The organism is Alteromonas sp. BL110, assembly GCF_003443615.1.
GTDB lineage: Bacteria > Pseudomonadota > Gammaproteobacteria > Enterobacterales > Alteromonadaceae > Alteromonas.
The window spans coordinates 2,860,905-2,884,108 of record NZ_CP031967.1 but is presented as its reverse complement, the minus strand read 5'-3'; the positions used below and the strand labels follow the sequence as shown (position 1 = coordinate 2,884,108).

Sequence of the window (23,204 nt, the reverse complement as noted above, 5' to 3'; positions counted from 1 at the left end):
CTGAATGTGGGCTAACTGTAAGTCGAATAGGAATAAAGTGCCACTACCATATTGTTACCGAGTTTTACCGCGCTACTTCAAGCTTATCCGCATTCAATTCATTAAACCTAGAAAAAGAATATAGAAATACATTGGGTAACTTTTTCACAGGAACGCTATAAGTCTTGCACCCAACGTGGGGGATTTTTTTGAGAACTGAAAACTATGTATGACCTAAAGCTCACATTAGTAAGGTCTGCGGCACCTTTTCTTTGACTTCGCTCGAACTGGTTTATTTTATGCTGTTTAACTTCGTAGTTGCTCGAAAACGAATCATTAATTTAGTGAAGGAGAATACTATGAAGAAGCGTTTATTTACTACTTTAGCAGGCTCAATTTCTTTGGTCCTAAGTGCTGGGAGTTTTGCCGGCCATCACGAAGAAGGGAAAGAAGTGGTGATGAAAAACTTAGAAACTGGGAATACTATTGGTACAGTTATGGTGAGTAGTCACGATGATGACGGCGTGGTATTCACACCTAAGCTGTCAGGGTTGACGCGGGGAACCCATGGCTTCCACGTTCATCAAAATGGAGATTGCTCCCCTGCAATGAAGGATGGCAAAAAGGTGTTAGGTGGCGCAGCCGGCGGTCATTTTGACCCAGAAAATACCGATAAACACAGAGCTCCGTGGTCTGAGCGCGGTCATGAAGGCGATCTTCCCGTGCTTTATGTAAATGAAGAAGGTGAGGCTACTCAGCCAATTTTCGCGCCAGAACTTGAGCTGGAAGATATTGAAGGTCGCGCGCTAATGATTCATGCAGGCGGCGATAACTATTCTGATTCCCCTAAAAAGCTCGGCGGCGGTGGCAAACGCGTGGCTTGTGGTGTAATTAGCAAATAAATCATAGTTAATATAAAAGAGCGGCTTTGTTAAGCCGCTCTTTTTTTGTTCCGTTGTTTTCAAAAAAGTTCGCATGGTTTTTCAGCAATGTGAGCTTTTTTATTGAAATTGCTAACCCTTATTCAATCGGTATTCTAAGGTAATATTGGCATTAAGAAGTTGAGACACTGGACAGTTCTCCTTTGCTTCTTGGGCTATTTTCTCGAACTCGTCTTCGGTGATCCCGTCAACTTCAGCGTCTAACGTCAATGCCGACTGAGTAATTTCGAATCCGTCATCGCTCTTATCTAGGCTGATTTTAGCCGTTGTATTCAATTCACCGTCTTCATACCCTGCATCAGACAAGGCAAAAGAAAGCGCCATGGTGAAGCAGCTCGCATGGGCCGCACCAATTAATTCTTCGGGGTTAGTCCCTTTTTCATCTTCAAAGCGCGTGTTGAAGCCATAAGGCTGATTGGACAAAGCGCCTGTTTCCGTAGAAATACTGCCCTTTCCTTTTTTACCTAACGGCTTATAAGCTGCACTACCTGATTTTACTATAGACATATTATCTTCCTTACTTTTCTACTTAAATAAATTGAAGCCGAGCCCTCTTAGAGAGCGGAAAAACCGACAACCTAGCGCACGAAGTAAAGCGGTGTTTGATTAGCGTTAAGCAAAGCTGAACTGCCTCACTAAGTGAGATCACAAGTTGTCACGTATTTTAACTCACACGTAATTCCTGTAATGCAAGTGCTCTGCCGACCGAAAGGCTCTTACTCCTGTCCCTGTCGTGGCAGGGCTACAGAGCAGATGGGCAACATCAGATGCAAGTAACTTTGCTACTAGTGAAAGCAGGCTACAGGGTCTGATGAAAATTTTACTTACCCTCTTTTGGCATCAATTGTTTTTAATTCTAGTGCGATACTGTTAATGGCTAGCTAAGCTTCCGCTTTTCCTAAGCGAGGAAAAAGTGATCCATCAGACTGCGATGAAATTTATTGCAGCCTAAACCGTTCTTTATCTAATACTCGTATAGATTCATTAACATAGTCTCACTTTGTGAGTTGAAATACTTAGCAGAAAAATTTAGACATAGCGCACTGCGATATCGCTCTGTCAAAACGTAAAAGGTACAAGATGAAATCTACAATCACCGCTGTGTTGTTCGGCGCAACTTTGAGTGCCGCGGTATTTACACCATCTACAAATGCCGATGAAGCAATTTTAGCTGGAGGCTGCTTTTGGTGTATGGAATCTGACTTTGAAAAATTAGAAGGCGTAACCGACGTAGTCTCTGGATTTACTGGTGGAAGTGCACCAAACCCTACCTACAACGGCAATCATAAAGGGCATTATGAAGCCGTAAAGATTACTTATGACGGCGAAGTGCTTTCTTATGAGGATATACTCGATCATTTTTGGGTGAATATTGACCCATTTGATGACAGAGGGCAATTTTGCGACAAAGGTCCCAGCTACCTAAGCGCTATTTTTGTTGCGGACGATAAAGAACGTGCTATCGCCGAAAAAACAAAAGCTGACGTAATCTCCCAGTTTCCGAATAAAGACGTGGTGACGCCAATACTTGATGCTTCTACTTTTTATCCAATTAAAGGTGATGAAATAGGTCACCAAGATTTCTATAAGAAAAGTCCCGTCCGCTATAAGTTCTACCGCTGGAATTGTGGTCGCGACCAGCGCTTAAAAGAAATCTGGGGCGACAAAGCCATGGGGGAATAAAATAACGCACAGCGAGTTTGGCTAAGCACAAATCTTAACGCTTCAGCTCAACGTATTGTTAATAATCTACGTAAATAAACGGATATTGGTTAAATGTTTAGCGCTAGCCCCACACTCGACTTGTTATGTAGAGGCCTTTTTCTTACCGTGATGGCAATGATATGGGTAGTATTATTGGTGCGTATTAACGGCTTACGTTCTTTTTCAAAGATGACAAACTTTGACTTTGTCATGACGGTAGCAGTGGGCTCATTGCTTGCCAGTGCTTCACAAACTACTAACTGGATAGCTTTTACTCAAGCCATGATTGCAATGGCAGCCTTGTTTATCGTGCAGTCGATCACTGCCAATCTACGTAGAAAATCCGACCAAATTGAAGCGATAATGCAAAACACGCCGGTTATTTTAATGAGAAACGGCAAAATTATTGATGATGCCCTCAAAGAAACCCGAGTGGCGCGAAGTGATTTGCTAGCCAAGCTTCGGGAGGCTAACGTATTAAATCTAGATGAAGTTAGGGCGGTAGTCCTGGAAACCACCGGTGACATCTCGGTGCTACATGGCGAGCACTGCTCAGAGGCCTTGCTAGAAGGTACAAAAAGCGTAAAAGGCTAACTACCAATAAACTTTTCCATTTAGCCCGCGTTATATCTATAGAACATGTAAGGCGCACCAATATATTACGCCAAAAACGGTGACGCCCGCAAAGACAGGTATGCCCAATGTCTTGGTTTTACGCCAAACAAGTATTGTTATGGCTGTTGCAACACATGTGGCAATCCAACTAGATGCTGACGGAGCTTTAGGAACAAGCGAAGCCCCCAACATAGCGGCTATCATTAATGGCCCCAACACACTCAACCAGGTAGGCAAGCGCGCTTCGGAATTGTTGGCTTTGTGTTTATTGAAGTGTCGCTGTGTCCATAACAAAGGAGCAACACGCAATGCATAGGTCCCTATAGCCGCTACGATAATTGCCACCCAAATATCAGTTTGCATGAGACGGTTTCCTTCCAACATGGGAGGTAAGAACATAAAATGTAAGTGCACCAAATAATGCAGCTAAAGGTATAGCCGCATTTTTGAAACTACTAAGCGCAATGAAAAGAGCGATAGAGATAGTGACCAATAAGGTAACCACCCATTGTTTACTGGAAAACTTTGGCGCTAATAGAACAAGAAACAAGGCTGGTAAGGCAAACGGCATTACACTATCTAAAACAGGCCACTTCTGGGTAAGCGAATTTCCCGCTATACCTCCCAGTGCTGTACCTAGAATCCAACTAAACCATGCCACCATTGAAACACCTTTAAACCAATCAACTTTCTTTGCGTCTTCCATAGAGGGTAAACGGGTATGGGCTAGCGCAAAAATTTGGTCGGTAAGCCCATGCATTAAATAGGGCCACGCCTTACTCTGTGGTAAGTAAGGCACTAAGTTGGGCGCGTAAACCACATGACGTACATTAACTAATAACGTCATACACACCGCTAGCCAAAGGGGTGCACCTGAAGCCACCATGGCAACTAGAAGAAACTGCGACGCGCCGGCGTAAATGAACACAGAGATCAGTGTTGCTTCTAATGTTGAAAAGCCAGCTTGAATAGCGATCACGCCAAATGAAATAGCAACCGGGATATAACCTCCTAGCAAGGGTAACCCATCTATAATCCCCTGCTTAAGCCCGCTTTTTGAAGAAATTTGGCTCATTCCGTTGCCTCTTTGTGATAAACGATAGTAATAAGGCAGGTTGCCCAGCCATCCTGCGTTTTGTAGACGTGAGGTAAATCAGCCCTAAAGTCGGTACTTTGGCCGGGGAGCAATAGTTGAGTACTACCAATATTTCCAGCTTCTAAGGAACCGCTTATTACCGTAATGGCTTCCTTTGTTCCAGTCGCGTGAGCCTCGGCTTCTCGCAGTGTATTAGGTGCGACCGACATCCAGTAAGCATCAACATTGGGTACACCCTGCCCTTGTTCAATAAGGCGCACTTCTACCCCATTCTCTCCAACGCTTGTACTAAGGGGCTGAACGAGCTGACCGAAGGGCACGTCTAGTTGTTTTGCCAATCGCCAAATTGTATCTAACGTAGGATTGCCGTTGCCCTGCTCTAGCCTAGAGAGATTAGATTTGGCGATACCCGCCCCTGCGGCTAGTTGAGAAAGCGAGACACCTTTATCTTGCCTAAGTTTCTGCAGATGCCTACCTAAAATATTGAGGGTGGATTGATTCACACGTCGCCAAACTATTTTGTTCTATTTACAGAACGTTCTATATATAGAACGAAGTAAAGTCAAGAAATTTGTTTTTTGACATGAATAATCGTTGAAAGATAAAACCGGCTATGTCAGCTAGCCTTGCATAAAATGTTAATAGTTAGCTGAGTAAAAATGACAGATGTTGAGGACTTTTACGCTCAGAAAACAATCACTTTAGTATTGAGTTAGCACTCATGTGTATCACTGAGAAAATGACGTGAATCAAACCATTAACAAACACACTACATTTAAAGCGCTGAAATGATTAAGAAATCTTATCAGCTACCGTTACTAAATAGTCATTCGCTGCTAAGATCTTAGCTTATTAATGAACGAAAATTGCACAAGCTTGAGGCTTTTGGCCTTATCTGAATAGCCAAAACATTAGCTTTTAAAAATAGAAAACCGGCAGACATACCATTTGCCGGTTTTTGTATTCTAACCTTGTGCAATTGCGCCATGCTCAAGCAGCAAGCAAACGTTTGAATGGTGAGAAATGAAGGAACAAAGGTAGTTTATGGCGAATAAAACTGACGACATCACTTCTACTCAGACTGCGTCTTATCGATCCCGCTCGGAAGAAAAGTCAGCGACAGGAGAATATTCACTGGCAACGATTACGTTCTGGCTAGCTTTCGGTACTTTCGTAATAGGTTGCAGCGAATTTGCGGCAATGGGTTTACTGCCATACTTTGCGGAAGATTTTAGTATTACGGAAAACGTTGCGGGCCATGCGATTAGTGCCTATGCCATTGGCGTTGTCGTAGGCGCACCACTTATCACTATTTTCTTTTCTCGCCTTGCACGACGTACCATGCTTATTTCAATGATGGTCTTTTATGCTGCAGGAAACTTGCTAACAGCACTAGCATGGTCAGAATGGACAATGAATATAGCTCGCTTTATTGCTGGCCTTCCACACGGCGCTTATTTCGGTATTGCAATGCTTTTCGCCGCTGACATTGCCGGAAAGAACAAGCGTGCACAAGCAGTCAGTAACATCATTTTGGGCTTAGCCATCGCTAATATAATAGGTGTTCCATCAATTAGCGGCATCGGGCAAATGTTCGGGTGGAGAACCGGTTTCTTTATGATTTCAGCCTTTGCCTTAATTACCGCATTAATGGTGTGGAAAACTGCCCCCTACCGCGGACCAAATCCAGATGCCAAACCATTAACTGAGCTTAAAGCGCTAAGAAACAAAGATGTGCTACTGGTTCTACTTATGGGCGCTATAGGCTTTGGTGGTATGTTCTCGGTGTACTCTTATTTTAGCGCCTCATACTTAAACACAACCTCAGCACCTGAATGGGGAATCTCAGCAACCTTGCTTATCTATGGCATTGGCGTAACCCTCGGCAACATTATCGCTGGGCGTTATTCTGAAGGCAGACTGCTAACCTCAGCCATCGTCTTTCAGGTTCTACTCGGTTTATCTGCAGCCGCTTACGCCGCGTCTATGGGTAATCCTTACCTGATGGCGGCCTCACTGTTTTTTATTGGCATTGGCGGCGGTATGGTAGTACCACTTCAGACCAGATTGATGGACGTAGCTGGCGAGGCACAAACCTTAGCGGGTGCTATGAATCATGCAGCATTCAATACCGCCAACGCGCTAGGGCCTTGGTTAGCAGGAATGACGCTTTCTGCAGGATTTGGTTATACATCCACAGGCTGGGTAGGTTTGGCATTAGCCGGTGGTGGCGTGTTGGTATGGCTAGCCATAGTTATGACTGCTCGCAATACTCAAGTACAAACAGCGACCGTATCTGGGTAAATAAACATTCAGCGCTGACAATCTTGGTTGTCAGCGCTACATCGTTACATGTTCTGCAGCATTACTCCGCATCGTTTTCGTGTTCAGAATTATTACGAGAGGCCATTCCCCATACATCTTCGGGTATGTCTCTTTTAGGCGCGGGTGCGTCGTCTATTGCTGCTGCTTGTTTCTTCTCTTGATTAGACCACTTAACACGAATCTTTTTACCTTCGATAACTTTGGCGTTAAGCGCTTCAATCGCTTTATCGGTTTCTTCTTGGGTACTCATTTTAACGAAGCCGAAGCCTTTAGATAAACCCGATGCTTCATCCATCACCAAGTCGCATGACGCTATAGTGCCAAACTCAAAAAACAGGTCTTCAAGATTTTCCTGAGTGAATATTTTAGGTAAATTACGGACTAATATGCTCAAGGTTATGCCCTATTGTGTGGATGAGTGATAATGAGCGTATTGTAGCATGCAGTGGTAAGTATGATAGTGATTATCGCTCTGCGTCGCCCACAGAGATTTCACGTTTAGTGAGAATTCTTTTTAAAGGAACGAAATAAGAACCTATACTTGGTGCATAGGCTCTTAATCGTTATGTCTAACTCAGAGGGTGGTTCAACGGAGACAGCTGATTATTTCTATTATTACAGCCACTCCAGGCCTCGAAAACATCGTCTTTTTCCAACCAAATCGTGTCTGAAAAACCTTGGAGGGGATTGCTTAATGCAATTTGAATCATAGGATATTTCGCTTGAATGACTCTACCACAAAATGTGAGATCTCCAACTTGTAATTGTTCTCGCCATTTTTCTAACTTCGCAAGAGCAACTCTTCGCTTCTCTATTTTTTCATTCTTAATACGAAGCTCCCACTTTTCAATCTTAGCTTTTACATTAGGGACTAAATTAGCTACATCATTCCTACCGTAAGTATGTATGAAAACTCGCGCGTCGTGCACTGTTCTAATTTTATTAAAAGCTATTTCCTGTTCTTTTTCGGTTAACGAATTAAGTTTCTTTTTTGCACTCTCCAACAAACCCGCTTCATCTAAACCTGCGTACCTATTGATAAACTGCCTCATAGACGAAGATGATTTAGCTGAAGCGAAGGCTTCCTTTTGATGCTTTACATAGTGTGCTTTAGCTTTTACTAGAAGTGTTTCATATTCTTTTTCTAAAGCTAAACTGGAACTGGCAAAGAAATCGTCCATCTCTAAATTAATTCTTGTGATAACCGAACCAATATCGCCATAAGCGGGAATACTGAAATTAAACGTATCTATCTCGCTTAGCGTCAATGGCTGATACTTGCTAATAGCTTCACTTTTTATAAGATAATTCTGCTGCCATTCATTTGCTAACGATGTTCTTTTTTCCGTTAGCTCTTCAAATGCGGTACTCGCCGATGCCATATAGTCAATGTAGTTTTCTAAAGAACCATGTTTGGCAGTTATAGCTGTCACGGTTTCTGCGTAAAAGGTGTCATGGTCAAATTCAACCCAGTTGTGACTCCAAACTGAGCCGTGACTTATTAAATTGGCAGTCCCCCCCAACAATATGAGAGGACCTCCAACTAAAGCAACTGCCGGTCCTACAATAACTGTAGCTACTCCCGTCATTGCTACTTCACCCGCAGATATTCCTGGTTTTTTTCCATCGGCAACCCGTTTCTTGTAGGTGTCACCATAATCGCTGTCTGTGCCATTTACTTTAAGAAAAGGCGAATCAATATTTTCATATCGCTCACAATTGTCTTCAGCTAACGAGCATTCAAACCTTTCAGAATCAAATAAAGGGAATAGTGTCTTCCCATTAAAATGCCAACTATCTATTGACAGCATATCACTGCTAGCACTTTTTTCGCTCGAAAGATGGGGTCCCAACAAGAATTTATCTTGTTCCCGAATTAGATAACCATGCAATACAATTTTATCTAATTTTTGCTGTACCTGTTTAGTTGCTTCTTCATTTATTGGTGGTGTAGAACTACAGCTAGACAACGTCGTTATCGCGACTATGCCCGCTAAAAGATGATTTTTCAAAATATAAGACCTAAAGAGTAATAATTTTTTATTAGCGTTTAGTTTGTGAGTAAAAGTTTGTGCAGGAACAATGGGGGAGGTAAATAGTATAAGACTATATTTGATAACTTCCTTGTGAACTTACCGTGAGGGAGGGTAAGACAGTTTGACTGTACGACTGTTACATCAGCGCTAAAATTCTACCCAAAAGTCTTATATAATAAAAGCTTATAAACTCAAAATTTCTCTTGTCATAATAATTTTGATTAATTTGAAACTAGAAGGCTAAGCATTGGAACTTAGTTCAGCTATTTATCTATCAATGTAAATGGCAATAACTTGACCTATCAAAAACAATATCAGGCAAAGGCTTGTTTCAAATTGAATACATTGGAACGCCATTTTACGTCGCCACCGCAGCAGTACGAAGGCAACGTATTAAGAAATAGTTTTTCTAATTAACAACAATGGCCGTTGTTAACACTTGTCAAAAATGTTTAGTCAATACTAAGCGAGAAGCATTATTAACTTTCTTGATTACGCAGAAACACTAGTTCTGTTGATGAGCTTTGCTCTTCGCTAAATTGATAGCCGTCTACATCGAAGTTTTTCAAGCCATCTACATCTTCAACACGATTTTCAAGAATGTAGCGCGCCATTAAGCCACGGGCTTTCTTTGCGAAAAAGCTGATAATTTTATACTGACCGTTTTTGTAGTCTTTAAAGGTTGGCGTAATGATCATGCCGTCTAAAGACTTCTTCTTTACTGCTTTAAAATATTCATTTGAAGCAAGGTTGATTAACACATTATCACCCTGCGCTTCCAACGCCTTGTTTAGTACATAGGTAATACGATCATCCCAAAACGCGTACAAGTCTTTACCCTCAGGGTTCGCCAGTTTAGTCCCCATTTCTAGGCGATAAGCCTGCATTAAATCTAGGGGTCTAAGCAGTCCATATAGACCGGACAAAATACGAAGGTGTTTTTGTGCGTATTCTACGGTGTCGCTGTCTAGCGAGTAAGCATCAAGCCCGGTATAAACATCGCCATTAAACGCATACATCGCCTGACGCGCATTCTCTGGTGTGAACGGTGTAGAAAATTCAGCAAAACGGTTTGCATTTAAGGTTGCCAGTTTATCACTTATTTTCATTAGCGATGACAAGTCTGCCGGAGATAAAGTGCGGCAAACTTCCATCAAACGTTCAGTGTCCTCAAGCATTGCAGGTTGAGTAAACTCACTTACTGGAATTTGACTTTCAAAATCTAGGTTTTTTGCTGGGGATACTACAACTAACATTTCGACTCCTTTACTTTCACGCACTTATTGTACCACCTGATACGCATTAAAAAGCAAAATAGCATAAGAAAGACACAAATTGGCTTAACAGAGAAATCCGATTAGTGAATTTGTCATTATTCAATGTATGAATTGTCACACGGGTTTGATATAAATAGGGTTACAAAAAATATTCAAACAATAACCTTGATGCGCGGCTTATGAGTGCTTCTTGAAAACCAAAGCGCTATTTTCGACTTAGCTTAGTTTGTTTTTTACAAGCTAAGTAAACAGAGAGAAAACGCAAGCGCAATATCCTACAAAAACGCGCAAGCGTATCGTTTTATTCAACTGGCTTTTCTAGCGAGTTGTCCAAATTTATTATTGATAAAGTACAGAGAGAATTATGAGCAATCAGTTAGCTTCATTACGTGATATCACTACCGTAGTTGCCGATACCGGCGACATCGATGCCATCAAGAAATATCAGCCGGTTGACGCTACTACCAACCCGTCGCTACTGCTAAAAGCAGCAGGTCTTCCTCAGTATGCAAGCCTAATTGATGACGCTGTAGCGTGGGCAAAACTTCAGTCAAACGATGCTGAGCAGCAGTTAACTGATGCTTCAGATAAGTTAGCAGTCGCCATTGGTAAAGAAATTTCTGCGACCATCCCTGGCCGTATTTCAACAGAAGTAGACGCGCGCCTATCGTTTGATACTGCTGCAACAATTGAAAAAGCGGAGCGCTTGGTACAGCTATATAAAGATGCAGGTATCGATAAGTCACGCATTCTTATTAAAATTGCGTCTACGTGGGAAGGTATTCAAGCTGCTGAAGCACTAGAGAAAAAAGGTATTCAGTGCAACCTAACTCTGCTATTCAGTTTCGCTCAAGCGCAAGCATGTGCAGAAGCAGGCGTTTACCTTATCTCTCCATTCGTAGGCCGTATTCTAGACTGGTACAAAAAGGCCACTGGCACTGAATCTTACGCACCAGATGAAGACCCAGGCGTAGTATCAGTGACCAAAATTTACAACTACTACAAAGAGCACGGCTACAAAACGGTTGTAATGGGCGCGAGCTTCCGCAATATCGGTGAAATTCAAGCTCTAGCTGGCTGTGACCGTCTAACTATCAGCCCTGCACTACTTGAAGAACTAGTCAACGAGCCAGGTGAACTAGAAGTTAAGCTAAAAGACCATGGCGCGACAAAAACGCCAGGCGACCGTCTAACAGAAAGTGAGTTCCGCTGGGCAATGAACGAAGATGCGATGGCAACGGAAAAGCTATCAGAAGGCATTCGCAACTTCGCTGCTGACCAAGAAAAGCTTGAGACCATGCTTCGCGAAAAACTAAGTGCATAAGGAACTGATTAGACAATGAGTGTTTTAACTTCTCTTCCGGAATGGAAAAAGCTGTCTGAACTCGCTTCAGCGGTAAAAGATGCCCACATGCGCGACTGGTTTGCGCAAGATCCAAGCCGTGCGGATAACATGCAGCTTGAAGCCTGCGGTATTTTCCTTGATTACTCAAAAAATCGCGTAAATGACGATGCGCTTAAAGGGCTTTTCGATCTTGCTCGCGCATGCAAACTAGAAACCCTTCGTGACGCTATGTTTTCTGGTGAGCAGATTAACTCAACAGAAGGCCGCGCTGTGCTTCACACCGCACTTCGTAACTTCTCTGACCGCAAAGTAATGGTAGACGGCGAAGACGTCATGCCTGAAGTACACGCCACCCTTGAAAAAATTGAAGCCTTCACTGCCTCAATCCACAGTGGTGAACACAAAGGCTATACTGGCAAACCTATTAAGCACATTGTAGCGATTGGTATTGGTGGTTCGTTCCTTGGCCCTAAAATTATGACCGAGGCGTTAAAACCTCACACGGTTGAAGCGGTTAAGGTTCACTTTGTTGCAAACGTTGACGGCTGTCACATTCACGATGTGTTATCTAGCGTTGATTTTGAAGAAACCCTTGTGGTTATGTCATCGAAGTCATTCTCTACTCAAGAGACGCTGCAGAACACGCTAACGGCTAAAGACTGGTTCTTGAAGTCTGGCGGTACACAAGAAGATATCGCTAAGCACTTTGTAGCAGTATCTTCAAACGTTAAGGCAGCAACCGAATTTGGTATTAGCGCCGATAACATTTTCCCTATGTGGGATTGGGTAGGCGGTCGTTACTCACTATGGTCAGCTATCGGCCTGCCTATTTCACTTGCTCTGGGCTTTGCAAACTTTAAAGGCTTGCTTGAAGGTGCATTTGAAATGGATACCCATTTCACGACGGCACCGCTTGAAGAAAACATGCCTGTATTGCTTGCATTGTTAGGCGTATGGTACAGAAACTTTTTCGATGCACAATCTCATGTACTACTGCCTTATTACCACTATCTTCGTGGTTTACCTGCTTATGTACAGCAGTTAGATATGGAAAGTAATGGTAAGGAAGTCACTCAAGAAGGTGAAAATGTAGACTATCCTACTGGCCCTATTATCTGGGGTAGCGAAGGAACAAACGGTCAGCACAGCTTCCACCAGCTTATTCACCAAGGCTCTGGCGTGATACCAGCAGACTTCATGCTGCCGCTTAACGTTCCTAACCAAGACGACACCCATCACGCTATGCTCGCGTCTAACTGTTTTGGTCAAACCCAGGCGCTGATGCAAGGTAAAACCTTTGAAGAATGTTATGCAGATCTTGATGGTAAAGGCCTAGACGACGCAGAACGCAAACGTTTGGCTGCCCATAAGACTATGCCTGGTAATAAGCCTAGCAACACTTTCTTATTCGATAGCCTTACACCTAAAACACTTGGCGCGCTGGTTGCAATGTATGAGCATAAGGTATTCGTTCAGGGTGTTATCTGGAACCTTAACTCATTCGACCAATGGGGCGTAGAGTTAGGTAAAGTACTAGGAAACCAAGTACTTGCTGGCATTCAAGGCGAAGCAGACAAAGATAATTTCGACGCTTCAACACAACAATTGATTGCTAAATTCAGGGCAGCGAATGCACCAAAATAAGGAACTCGAGGTGATTTAAAATCACCCACCTGGTGCAAATAACAAACTGAACGGCTAGCTTTCTCGGGAGCTAGCCGTTTTTTGTTGCGGTGTTTATCAAGTATACGACAGACATTTTTGATATCCGTAGCACTGTATTATTGTTTACTAATAAAACAAATAGATTCAATTAGATACAGGTTTTGTTTACGCTTTGAACACACTGAACTTTCCTTACCCTTGTCATCATATCGTCACAATTTGTTAATAAAAGGTAAATTAAACTATTTTATTTTAGTGGCGGCTGTGATACAAAATTGTACAGAGGGAATTAAAAACAAAAAACTCTGTATTAGTTGTAGTGGTATAAAAAGGAGATCCCAGTGGATAAATCAGATCTATTTGCCATGTTAGACATCGAAGCAAGCCCAGCAAAAACCAAAAGTAAAAAACGTAAGTGGAGAGAAATCGAAGCGCTACGCGATAGGTACGCTTTAGAAAAAGAACTTGCCGAACTCGACTGTGGTTTCGAGTACGAGCTAGAAACACTGGAAAGATAAAACGAAGGCCGCCTGTTACACAGGCGGCCTTTTTACTTTCTAGCGTGCTGTAAATGCTTCATACGTAAGCTTAGCGTGTGAACAAATACTATACCTGCCAATTGATAGGTGCTTTGCCCTTTTCAATCAGGTATTGATTGGTTTGGCTGAAGTGTTTACAACCTAAAAAGCCTCTGTGCGCTGAAAGCGGAGATGGATGAGGTGCATGTAAGACGTGGTGTTTTTCACGGTCTATGTGCTTACCTTTCTTTTGCGCGTGACTCCCCCACAAAAGAAATACAACGTTGTGGCAGTGCGTATTGACGACATCGATAACCTTATCGGTGAAGGTTTCCCATCCCCATTTAGCATGGCTATGCGCCTTCCCCTGTTCTACCGTTAGCACGGTATTGAGTAAAAGTACGCCTTGTTCTGTCCAGGACGTAAGCGTGCCGTGATTAGGCTCGCTAAAACCGTCTATATCGGCTGACAATTCTTTGTACATGTTCTTCAGAGATGGAGGGGTCTTAACGCCCGCTTTTACTGAAAAACATAGCCCGTGTGCTTGATTAGGTCCGTGATAGGGGTCTTGCCCCAATATCACGACTTTAACCTTATCAAGCGGTGTGTATTTAAGTGCGTTAAATACGTCAGACTGAGGCGGGTAAATAACACTACCCGCTACACGAGCGTTTTTCACCCGCTCAAGCAATCCAACAAAATAGTCTTTTTGCTTTTCATCACCTAGCGTGCTTTGCCATGTTAAAGCCGATGATGTCATTACTTAAGCAAGTCCATCATATGTTGTTTAAGAGCATCGTAAGACGCGGGTAAGTCCACCGCTAAGCTGTCTTCTCCCGCTACGTCGGCCAACGCTTTAGGTAGGCTGATAGGATTACCTAACACGTTTTCTACTGTCTCTCTGAACTTAGCTGGGTGTGCCGTTCCTAAGAACAAACCTATTTCACCGTCTTCTAAGTCATGGCTTACCGCGCGATAGGCAATAGCGGCATGAGGCTCGCTGGTATAGCCTTGTTGAGCTAATTGACGCATAGCAAGCTGAGTATACTCTTCGTCTACCATCTCACCTTTAAGACACGATTTGTCGATGTAACCACGCTCTATAAGCGCCTCAATACGAGGCCAGTTATTTGGCTGACTAACATCCATCGCGTTAGACATAGTTGCAACGGTCGTTTTAGGGTCCCACTCACCTGTTTTAAGGTAGCGAGGCACAGTGTCGTTTAGGTTAGTTGCCGCGATAAAACGCTTAATAGGTAGACCTAAGGATTTAGCAATCATGCCAGCAGTCAGGTTACCAAAGTTACCGCTAGGTACTGAAATAACAAGCTGATCACGCTTCTCTTTAGGCAGCTGACTTACCGCTTCAAAGTAGTAACACACTTGCGCCAACAAACGGCTGATATTAATTGAATTTGCTGAGTTTAAGTGAAGACCCTCGCGTACATCAGGATCGTCAAATGCAGTTTTAACCAACGATTGGCATGCATCAAAGTCAGACTCTACTGCAACAGTATGAATATTGCCGCCTAGCGTGGTGAATAGTTTTTCTTGCAACGCGCTGATCTTGCCTTTAGGGAACAAGATAACCACGTTGATGTTATCGATACCATGGAACGCGTGAGCAACCGCGGCACCTGTATCACCTGATGTTGCGGTTAAAATAGTTACTGGCTTGCCTTCGCTGATACGTGAGAGAGTTTGCGCCATGAAGCGGCCGCCGAAATCTTTAAACGCCAGCGTTGGACCGTGGAACAGCTCTAGGCTATAGACATTGTCATTAACCTGCTCAACCGGCGCACCAAATGCAAACGCGGTTTGAACAATCTCTTCTAATTCACCATTGTTCAGCTCATCGCCAATAAGTGCGCGCAGCACGTCAATACTGCGCTCGACAAACGGTTTTTCCAACAATTCGTCAATATTATCTAGAGTAGGAATATGCTCTGGAAAATAAAGCCCTTGGTTTTTACCTAAGCCACGCTTAACGGCTTCGGCAAAATTTGCTGTGTCCGATGAATCTTTTAAATTTACCAATTCCACTTGCTGTTACCTTTATAGTTGGGCAGATATGCTGCCCTTTTAATCTTTTAAAAAACCACTGCGCTTTTATAGGTTACTATGACTTTGAGAAATCATGTGCTTTTAAGAAGTCATGTACCTTTAAGAAACCATATGCCTTTAAGAAATCATGTCCTTTAAGAAATAATAGTACCTTGGCTTGGTATTTGGCACACATGGCTAAAGCCATCTTCGTTTTGAATGTATTTTTCAGTTAAATATGCTGCGACTTCTTCCGCTTGCGCCTTGCTTGGACATACAGCAAATACCGTTGGTCCTGAGCCCGAAATACCAAAAGCTAGTGCTCCGGCTTGCTCGCTAAACGCACGTGCTTCATCAAAACCTGGCAGTAACGATTTTCTGTAAGGCTCGGCTATAACATCTTTCATTACCGACGCCGCCAAATCAAAGTTACCCGCATGCAAGGCATGAACAAACACTCCTAACTGACGTCCGAATGTTAGTGCTGTCGCCATATCCACTTGCTTAGGTAGGATATCGCGAGCAGCCGCTGTTGATACGCTAATGCCCGAATAGCACACTGCATAGTACCAATCATCGTTAAGAGGTAAAGACAGTGTGACCGGCGCGTCGCTACCTGTCATCAAAGTCATGCCACCTAAGTAACAAGGCGCTACGTTATCGTAGTGAATACTACCGCTTATTTGTCCTTCTAGCTCACCCATCATAATAAGTAGCGTATCTTCATCAAATGGCGTATCGAAGTAAGCATTGAGTGCCGCAAACGCTGCCACAATAGAACTTGCGCTTGAACCTAAACCACTACCAATAGGTAGGTTTTTATGTAGCGTTAGTGCAACTGGAGACGTTGGCTTTCCCGCTTTTTCCATCTGCTCACAAAAATAGTGGTAGCACTTGGTGACAATATTGCTATCTGCATCACCTGGAAGTTTGTGGGCAAAGCGCCCCACCGTTTCCAATGAAAATGATTCAGCCGCTTTAATTTCTACTTCGTCACCTAGCTTGGTGCCGTCAATCGGCGCAAGGGCCGCGCCAAGTACGTCGAAGCCTAAGCTTACATTCCCAATTGATGCCGGCGCAAAGGCCTTGAATGCTTTCATATAATTTCTCTTACTTCGCTTGCAACATAGCTCAATACTTTAGTCCCATAAATGGGCGCAATAAACTCACTGACCTTGGTCGCACGTTTGCGTTTTTACTTCAACTACTTATTGATAGAGCTAAGCACGATAAACGTTCACTAGATGTTAATGAGCCATCTGTTTCCACGGCATAGTACGTAAAATGTCGGCAAATACCCCTGCAGCGGTAACTGTACCACCTGCACCATACCCTCTGATTACGTAAGGAATTGGGCTATAGTAGTCACTATTAATCGCCAGCGCATTCTCACCGTCTTTCACCTGAGAAAGCGGATTACTAGCAGGTACGGCCTGTACACTAACTTTGCACTTTCCATCTTCAATGCTGCCAATATAACGAAGCACTTTACCTTCGGCCTTAGCCGTCTCAACTTTTTCATTCATCGCAGCATCTAACTTAGGTAGCTGCTGCATAAATTCGTCGATAGAACAGTCTTCTGCAAATCCCGCAGGCAGTACCGACTCAATCCCTATATCAGAAAGCTCAAGCTCTAAATCGGCTTCACGGGCCATAATAAGTAGCTTACGCGCTACATCCATACCGCTTAAGTCGTCCCGAGGATCTGGCTCTGTAAAACCGTTGTCTTTGGCGGTTTGTGTAGCTTGAGACAAACTCATGCCTTCTTCAAGTTTACCGAATACATAAGATAGGCTACCTGAAAGTATACCTTCAAAACGATGCAGCACATCACCTGCGCTGAATAGTTTTTGTAGATTGTCGATAACAGGAAGACCCGCGCCCACTGTCGTCTCATAAAGGTATTGACGGTTTGTAGTAAGTGCCGTTTTACGCAGCTTACGGTAATAAGCCATAGCGGAAGTATTCGCCTTTTTGTTAGGCGTTACTACATGGAAGCCGCTTTCCATCATATCAACGTACTGATTAGCGATGGCTTCATGGCTAGTACAATCAACAATGACTGGGTTGACCAAACTGTTATCGTTCGCAAACTGATGCAGACGCTCTACACTCAAGCCTTCACTTGCAGAATCAAGTGCCGCATTCCAATCGCTGCTTAAATCAATACCTTGGCTGTTCAACAGCAATTTACGGCTATTAGCAATACCATAAACGCGCAGCTGAATATTGCGTTTTAAAAGTGCCGGCTGCTGCTTTTGAATTTGGCCAAGCAGTTCGGTTCCTACATTGCCACACCCTACTAGGAATACGTCTATGGTATGGCGATCAGAGAAAAAATTCTGGTGAATAACCTTAACCGCTTTCTTGGCACGCTTACTTTCGATTACTGTTGAAATAGAACGCTCTGAAGAGCCCTGAGCAATAGCAACATTGTTTACTCGTGCTTGGGCAAGCGAGTTAAAGAAACGCGCTGCCAACCCTTTAGTCTGACGCATGCCATCGCCCACTAAGGTAACAATGGCTAGGTCATGACGCACTTCGATAGGGTCTAACAATTGGTTTTGAAGCTCTAGTGCGAAGGCATCTTCAAGTAGCGTTAATGCGCGGCTGGCGTCTTTGCTTTGAATACAGAAACTAATTGAGTATTCCGAAGATGATTGAGTAATAAGGCTAATTGAAATATTGGCGTTAGACATCACCTCAAACACACGACTCGCCATGCCCACCATGCCTTTAAGACCTGGGCCTGCCACGTTGAACATAGTGACATTATCAAGCTGTGAAATACCTTTAACCGACGTCCACACTTCGCTTTTTTCATTACTGATTAGCGTACCAGGCGCTGCCGGGTTTAACGTATTTCTAATTAAGCAAGGAATGTGGTGCTGGGCGATAGGACCGATAGTTTTGGGGTGAAGCACTTTTGCGCCGAAATAAGACAACTCCATCGCTTCTTGATAAGTAAGTTTATCTAGCAGTACCGCACCTTCTACTTGGTTCGGGTCAGCGTTGTAAACACCGTCTACGTCTGTCCATATTTCACAACAGCTTGCGTCAATGCAGGCCGCCAAAATAGCCGCTGAATAGTCAGAGCCATTGCGTCCTAGGGTTACTTTTTCGCCTGCTTCGTTAACGGCAACAAACCCAGGCATAACCAAAAACTCACTGCCATCGGTAGGCACATCTGAAAAACGCGCTTTACTTAGTGAAACGTCGGCAATACTGTCTAGGTAATCACCCTCGGCAAGTACATATTTAACCGGGTCGATAACGCGATTTGCGATCCCTTTAGCCGATAGCATAGCGCTAAAAAGCGTCACTGAGATGTATTCGCCAATGCTAAGAATACCAGCAGCAACATTATCTGGCGCAACGCCTAGCAATTTAATGCCTTCAAGGTGCTGCTTCAATACTGACAACTGACTATTGATAAATTCCACCACACTTGTGTGCTCAAACCCGTCGAACTCATCATTCAGGTCGTTGGCAATGCCGGTAACCGTGTCGTTCAACTTATCGAATAATGGCTGGAAATCTTCACCCGCGGCTGCTTGTTCACAAAGTAGTGAAAGCGCGTTCGTTACCCCCTTTGGGGCAGAAAGTACAACCGCAGCACCGTCGGTTTGGTGGGTTGCCGTGCTAATTTCCATAACGCGCATGTATCGCGGTGCATCGGCTAGAGAAGAACCCCCAAACTTTAAGACTTTCATATGCTGCTCCTTAAGGTTACGCATGCTAAAACGTGTGTAAAAAAAAGCCCGCTCTGTGTTAGGCGGGCTTTCGTTGTCTTTTGCTTACTTGCACTAGTCAGCGACCGCCCTTTTTAAGGTGGTAATTAACATAATGGTGGTGCGAGTAAGTAGAATCTTTTTCATACAAGCAATTTGCCGTATAGACGTCTATAAGTCAACCGCAGTTTTCACCACACTGTATTGCAAAAAATGAAACACTCTTTAATTAATATTTCTATTTAAGGTACAAATACAGTTTAAGCAGTTTCTATTTGGTTAACTACTACTTTAGTCCCCCTTAAAGGGTACTTATTTCTACGCTTAATCAAATAGAATTCACCAACAGAAAGCGATTCAGGTGGCTAAAATCGCCTTCAAGAATGAGGCTGTTGCACTTTGCTCGACCTTAGCAACCTCCTCTGGGCTGCCTTCAGCAACTATTTCTCCTCCCTCATCACCAGCGCCAGGCCCCATATCTATAATGTGATCGCAAGCCCCAGCCACCTGCATATTGTGTTCAACCATCACCACCGTATTCCCCGTTTCAACTAACGTGGTTAAATGCTGCATTAGTAGCGAAGTGTCTGAAAGGTGTAAACCTGTTGTAGGTTCATCGAGCACGTAAACGGTATTAGCATTTTGAGCGCGTTTCAGTTCTGACGCTAATTTAATGCGCTGCGCCTCGCCGCCTGATAATTCGGTAGCACTTTGCCCCAGGGTAAGGTAACCAAGCCCTACGTTTATTAGCGTTTGAAGGCCCCGCGAAATAACTTGATTACTATCAAATACAGATAATGCTTCTTCAACCGTTAGCGATAATACATCAGCAATAGAATGTTCGTTGTAATTAACTTCCAGTACGTTGTCGTTAAAACGCTGACCGTTACAAACTGTACAGGGGGAATAAACACTCGGCATAAACAATAGTTCTACCGATACCACTCCCAAGCCTTCACAATGTGGGCACCGTCCTTTTGCAACGTTAAACGAGAAATGGCCCGCATCGTAGCCACGTGATTTTGCTTCTTCGGTTGAAGCAAATAAACTTCTGATTTGGTCAAATATGCCGGTATAGGTTGCCAAAGTTGAACGGGGTGTCCTGCCGATGGGAGACTGATCTACCACAACTATACGACTTAACTCTTCAAGCCCGCTTTCAATGCAGCCTTGCTGCGGCTCACTTTCATGCGAAAAAGCGTCTTGAGCAAGAAGCGAATTGGCGTCAGTAAGCAGTTCTTTCGTTTGTTTCCCTTCCTTACCAGCTGACCTTAAACCATCTTTGACCAACTCAACCAATGCCTGGCTAATTAAGCTCGACTTTCCAGAGCCGGAAACGCCAGTGACACAGGTCATCACACCAAGTGGAATATCAATATCAACATGTCTGACATTATTTCTGGACACGTCTTTTAAACGCAATATCCCAGATGATTTACGCTTGATACGCTGGCTTAGGGCTTTATTGTTAAAAACATAGTCTGCCGTTGGGGAGTTTTTTATGCTTGCCAGTTCCTTAACCGGCCCACTATAAACAAGCTCACCTCCGTTTACCCCCGCTCGCGGCCCCACGTCTACAACCCAGTTAGCGCCTTTAATAACGTAAGGATTGTGCTCGACAACAAGCAGTGAATTTCCCGTTTCGGTAATATTGTGAAGCGCGCGAATAAGCCCTTCGACATCGCGAGGGTGAAGACCTGATGAAGGTTCATCCATTACAAAGACAACGCCAAATAAGTTTGATTTAAGCTGAGTCGCCAAACGCAACCGCTGTAGTTCGCCTACTGAGATACTTGTTGTACTTCTATCTAACGAAAGGTAATGAAGCCCTAGCGCTATTATCGGCTTCACTCTTTCAATAACGTCGCCCGCAATATTGCGTATTACCTGACCACGCTCTGAAGTATCGCCGTCGACTGAATTTCTTAACGCCTGAAGCTTTTCGTGAACTTGCTGTAGTGGCAGCCTTGAAAAATCAATAATATCTAATCCATCAACTTTCACTGCCAGCGCTTTTTGCTTAAGCTTTTTTCCACGACAAACCGGACATGCTTCAACAGATATGAAGGGAGCTATTCGCTGCTTCATTTTCTCTTTTTGAGACGTTTTGAAGGTATCGAGCACATGACGCCGCGCACTGATAAACTTACCATTGTAGCTGGCAGGTTCACCCTCTTTCTGTGCTTTACGGGTTTGCGCTAGGTTATAATTTCGATATACGGGTACCTGTGGCATTTCGTCGGTATATAGGATCCAGTCGCGCGTTTTTTCAGACAACTCACGCCATGGAATATCAACATCAATATCAAGGGATAATAGCACCCTAACAAGGTTTTTACCCTGCCACGCGCCAGGCCAAGCTGCCACAGCGCCCTCACGTATAGTGAGGCTGTCGTCGGGTACAAGGCGATGAGCTAGTGTGTCAAAAACTTTTCCAATACCGTCACAGCGTTCACATGCACCTTCAGGCGTATTAGGAGAGAAACCGTCAGCGTAAACAATGTTTTGTCCTTCGGGATAGTCGCCTGCCCGGGAATACAGCATTCGCAGACTATTAGATAGCGTGGTGATACTGCCGACAGAAGAACGAACTGAAGGTGCGCCTCGGCGCTGGTGTAGCCCCACAGCGGGCGGTAAACCTTCAATTGCGTCTACGTCAGGCTTCTCCACCTGCTCAATTAACCGTCTGGCATAAGGTGATATTGAATCTAAATAGCGGTGCTGAGCTTCTGCGTAAAGCGTACCGAAAGCCAAAGAAGATTTTCCTGAGCCAGATACACCGGTAAACACTACCACTTCATTTCGCGGTATATCGATACTGATATTTTTTAAGTTGTGTACACGGGCACCGCGTATGTGAATTTTTCCCTCATCATTGTGCACTTCATCACCTGCATATCACCTTTATTAAAGAATATTTAGACAAAGGCGCTGTATTTCGATCACTATTTTTAAACAAGCACGTCAGCTGTCTGAAATGAGATGTTGAGCTAAAAAATCCACCAGCAACCTAATTTTTGGTGCAACATTTCGGTTTGAAGGAAATACAGCCCAAATAGCCTCTTGCTTGTCTTTGTACTCGGGGAACAGCTCTATTAGCTGACCTGAGGCTAGCGCTTTACGCACGTAAAACCCAGGTAGTTGTGCAATACCTAAACCAGCAACCGCGGCGCTGCATAGGGCATTCCCGCTGTTATACCGTACTCTCCCCTGTACAGAAATTGATTGAATTTTATTATCGATAAGTAAACGCCAATATGGCTGTGACCCCACCAGCAGCGAGTGCTCTTTTAACTCTTCAATACTTGCAGGCTGACCTTGCTCTCTAAAATAATCCCTACTTCCGCATACAAATAAATGTCGGGTAGCCAGCTTTTTAGCAACTAAGGTCGAGTCTTCTAATTTGCCAATGCGGATGGCCAGGTCGAGCCCCTGCTCTACAATATCGAGCTTTTCGTTTGAAAAGGTGCATTGCACGCTAATGCCGGAATACTTTTGCATAAAGGTATTGAGCAGAGGCGCGATGAATGCTTCGCCGAAAGCGACCGGAGCGGTGAGCTTAATCAACCCTTGGGGAGACGCTTGAAGTGCGCTTACGGATAGCTGGGCATCTTCAAGCGCTTTTAACGCGGGTAAAACTTGGTGAAAATACTGTGTACCTGCTTCAGTAAGTGAAACACTTCGCGTAGTGCGCTGCAATAATTTAACGCCAAGCTGCTTTTCAAGCGATGCGACTTTACGACTTATTTGGGCCACTGACGTATCAAGCTTATTCGCTGCTCCAGTAAAATTTCCAACGTCGGCCACAGCACAAAATTCTGCTATTCCCTCAAGATATTTCATTATTGCCACTCGCTATCGATACGTTCTTCAACGCAGTACTTATTTCTTATTACATTCTATTTGGCAAAATTCATTATTACAAATAT

20 protein-coding genes are annotated in these 23,204 nt (G+C 43.8%); 7 read left to right on the top strand and 13 right to left on the bottom strand.

All coding sequences use genetic code 11. The features are described from left to right. The first annotated feature begins 338 nt into the window (after window positions 1-338). A complete protein-coding gene (sodC, locus tag D1814_RS12460; RefSeq protein WP_118492721.1) occupies window positions 339-881 on the top strand; it encodes a superoxide dismutase family protein in 543 nt (180 codons plus the stop codon). Window positions 882-992: 111 nt separating this feature from the next. On the opposite strand, the gene D1814_RS12455 is transcribed toward sodC, so the two are convergent. Continuing rightward, window positions 993-1,427, bottom strand: coding sequence for an OsmC family protein (locus tag D1814_RS12455; RefSeq protein WP_118492719.1), 435 nt, complete (start codon window positions 1,425-1,427; stop codon window positions 993-995). A gap of 573 nt (window positions 1,428-2,000) precedes the next feature. Between D1814_RS12455 and msrA the strand changes: the two genes are divergently transcribed. Both msrA and D1814_RS12445 read left to right on the top strand, forming a co-directional pair. Next, entirely contained in the window at window positions 2,001-2,603 is a 603-nt protein-coding gene (gene msrA, locus D1814_RS12450; protein WP_118492717.1) for a peptide-methionine (S)-S-oxide reductase MsrA, read from the top strand. A 93-nt stretch (window positions 2,604-2,696) separates the two neighbouring features. After that, entirely contained in the window at window positions 2,697-3,218 is a 522-nt protein-coding gene (locus tag D1814_RS12445) for a DUF421 domain-containing protein (protein ID WP_118492715.1), read from the top strand. A gap of 36 nt (window positions 3,219-3,254) precedes the next feature. Here D1814_RS12445 and D1814_RS12440 read toward each other — a convergent pair whose 3' ends face one another. Genes D1814_RS12440 through D1814_RS12430 form a run of 3 tightly spaced genes read right to left on the bottom strand, consistent with a single transcriptional unit; the run spans window position 3,255 to window position 4,838 of the window. Further along, complete coding sequence (locus D1814_RS12440) at window positions 3,255-3,602, bottom strand: AzlD domain-containing protein (protein WP_118492713.1); 348 nt, start codon at window positions 3,600-3,602, stop codon at window positions 3,255-3,257. Continuing rightward, window positions 3,592-4,314, bottom strand: coding sequence for an AzlC family ABC transporter permease (locus D1814_RS12435; RefSeq protein ID WP_118492711.1), 723 nt, complete (start codon window positions 4,312-4,314; stop codon window positions 3,592-3,594). The genes D1814_RS12440 and D1814_RS12435 overlap by 11 nt, the downstream gene beginning before the upstream one ends. Further along, window positions 4,311-4,838, bottom strand: coding sequence for a helix-turn-helix transcriptional regulator (locus D1814_RS12430; RefSeq protein ID WP_118492709.1), 528 nt, complete (start codon window positions 4,836-4,838; stop codon window positions 4,311-4,313). The genes D1814_RS12435 and D1814_RS12430 overlap by 4 nt, the downstream gene beginning before the upstream one ends. Window positions 4,839-5,379: 541 nt before the next feature. Here D1814_RS12430 and D1814_RS12425 point away from each other — a divergent pair. After that, the gene (locus D1814_RS12425) at window positions 5,380-6,639 is read left to right on the top strand and encodes an MFS transporter (RefSeq protein WP_118492707.1); all 1,260 of its coding nucleotides are present in this window, start codon (window positions 5,380-5,382) and stop codon (window positions 6,637-6,639) included. A 61-nt stretch (window positions 6,640-6,700) separates the two neighbouring features. Here the strand turns inward: D1814_RS12425 and D1814_RS12420 are convergent, their stop codons facing one another. The 3 genes from D1814_RS12420 to yaaA all read right to left on the bottom strand — a co-directional run bounded on the left by D1814_RS12420 (window position 6,701) and on the right by yaaA (window position 9,952). Then, on the bottom strand, window positions 6,701-7,054 hold the full coding sequence (locus D1814_RS12420; RefSeq protein ID WP_118492705.1) for an RNA recognition motif domain-containing protein: 354 nt from the start codon (window positions 7,052-7,054) through the stop codon (window positions 6,701-6,703). A gap of 175 nt (window positions 7,055-7,229) precedes the next feature. Beyond that, window positions 7,230-8,672, bottom strand: a complete 1,443-nt coding sequence (locus tag D1814_RS12415) for a hypothetical protein (protein ID WP_118492703.1) — start codon at window positions 8,670-8,672, stop codon at window positions 7,230-7,232. 503 nt (window positions 8,673-9,175) lie between these two features. Beyond that, window positions 9,176-9,952, bottom strand: coding sequence for a peroxide stress protein YaaA (yaaA, locus tag D1814_RS12410; protein WP_118492701.1), 777 nt, complete (start codon window positions 9,950-9,952; stop codon window positions 9,176-9,178). A gap of 385 nt (window positions 9,953-10,337) precedes the next feature. Here yaaA and tal point away from each other — a divergent pair, with 385 nt between their 5' ends. The 3 genes from tal (at window position 10,338) to D1814_RS12390 (ending at window position 13,501) form a co-directional block, all read left to right on the top strand. Further along, window positions 10,338-11,297 carry a transaldolase gene (gene tal, locus D1814_RS12400; RefSeq protein ID WP_118492699.1) on the top strand — a complete coding sequence of 320 codons (960 nt, stop codon included), beginning with the start codon at window positions 10,338-10,340 and terminating at the stop codon, window positions 11,295-11,297. 15 nt (window positions 11,298-11,312) lie between these two features. Continuing rightward, window positions 11,313-12,962, top strand: coding sequence for a glucose-6-phosphate isomerase (pgi, locus tag D1814_RS12395; RefSeq protein WP_118492697.1), 1,650 nt, complete (start codon window positions 11,313-11,315; stop codon window positions 12,960-12,962). A 362-nt stretch (window positions 12,963-13,324) separates the two neighbouring features. Beyond that, window positions 13,325-13,501, top strand: coding sequence for a DUF3545 family protein (locus D1814_RS12390; RefSeq protein ID WP_081765847.1), 177 nt, complete (start codon window positions 13,325-13,327; stop codon window positions 13,499-13,501). A gap of 88 nt (window positions 13,502-13,589) precedes the next feature. Here D1814_RS12390 and ung read toward each other — a convergent pair whose 3' ends face one another. From ung to D1814_RS12360, 6 genes are all read right to left on the bottom strand, one after another. Further along, entirely contained in the window at window positions 13,590-14,261 is a 672-nt protein-coding gene (ung, locus tag D1814_RS12385; RefSeq protein ID WP_118492695.1) for a uracil-DNA glycosylase, read from the bottom strand. Next, window positions 14,261-15,544, bottom strand: a complete 1,284-nt coding sequence (gene thrC / locus D1814_RS12380) for a threonine synthase (RefSeq protein ID WP_118492693.1) — start codon at window positions 15,542-15,544, stop codon at window positions 14,261-14,263. The genes ung and thrC overlap by 1 nt, the downstream gene beginning before the upstream one ends. Window positions 15,545-15,699: 155 nt before the next feature. Next, window positions 15,700-16,644 (bottom strand): homoserine kinase, encoded by a 945-nt coding sequence (thrB, locus tag D1814_RS12375; protein ID WP_118492691.1) that lies wholly within the window; start codon window positions 16,642-16,644, stop codon window positions 15,700-15,702. Between the two features lie 147 nt (window positions 16,645-16,791). Next, window positions 16,792-19,257 (bottom strand): bifunctional aspartate kinase/homoserine dehydrogenase I, encoded by a 2,466-nt coding sequence (thrA, locus tag D1814_RS12370; protein WP_118492689.1) that lies wholly within the window; start codon window positions 19,255-19,257, stop codon window positions 16,792-16,794. 375 nt (window positions 19,258-19,632) lie between these two features. Next, window positions 19,633-22,158, bottom strand: coding sequence for an excinuclease ABC subunit UvrA (locus D1814_RS12365; protein WP_118492687.1), 2,526 nt, complete (start codon window positions 22,156-22,158; stop codon window positions 19,633-19,635). An 81-nt stretch (window positions 22,159-22,239) separates the two neighbouring features. Then, entirely contained in the window at window positions 22,240-23,118 is an 879-nt protein-coding gene (locus tag D1814_RS12360; protein ID WP_118492685.1) for a LysR family transcriptional regulator, read from the bottom strand. Window positions 23,119-23,204 lie beyond the last annotated feature (86 nt).